We start from the raw sequence: 599 nt of genomic DNA, 5'->3' as shown, positions 1-599 counted from the left end.
TGGACGGAGCCGGGTAGCCCTTCGGAGATCCAGATCATCCGGCCGTAGGGGTCCATGAGGCCCTGGAGGTTGATGCCGTGGTATTTGTGCTTGCCCGAATAGTACAGCTTGTTGTGGGCGCGGACACGGTTGGTGCGCACGACTGTGCCGTCGAGGATGAGGAAGTTGCTCTGGGTCCACGCGAAGGTCCAGACAGCGGCGAGCAGGCTGCGCCCGCGGGTCGCGAGGAGGCGGACGGCCTCGTGGATGTAGTTGTGGACGGTGCCGACGCTGACCTGGAAGCCCGCGGCGAGCTGTTCGTAGCGTTCACCTTTGCGTAGGTGGACGAGTACCAGGAGTGCCTGGTCGTGTGAGGGTAGCTTGCGCCAGGTCTGGTGTCGGGCGCGGTCCTCGGCGAGCAGCGCGGTCAGAAACGTCAGGGTCGACTCGGGCAGATCGACAACGCCGGGGTACGTTAGCAACGGAAGTCCTCGGTCAAGGGCACAGTGGATTAGGCACCCTGTGATCTACCGGGGACTTCTCTATTGACGAGGCCTGGGCCAACATCACCCGGTCAACTGTGGGCCACCGAATGTCAACAGAACGATCGGGTTGCCGCC

General features: G+C 63.4%; 1 protein-coding gene. It reads right to left on the bottom strand.

Annotation, left to right across the window (positions count from 1 at the left end):
- Window positions 1–461: transposase (locus MJ797_RS16115; RefSeq protein ID WP_239335673.1), on the bottom strand; the 461-nt coding region annotated here is incomplete at its 3' end.
- Window positions 462–599: the final 138 nt, after the last annotated feature.

It is taken from the genome of Protofrankia sp. CiP3 (assembly GCF_917627345.1).
Classification (GTDB): domain Bacteria; phylum Actinomycetota; class Actinomycetes; order Frankiales; family Frankiaceae; genus Protofrankia.
This window is presented reverse-complemented; position numbering and strand designations above follow the sequence as displayed.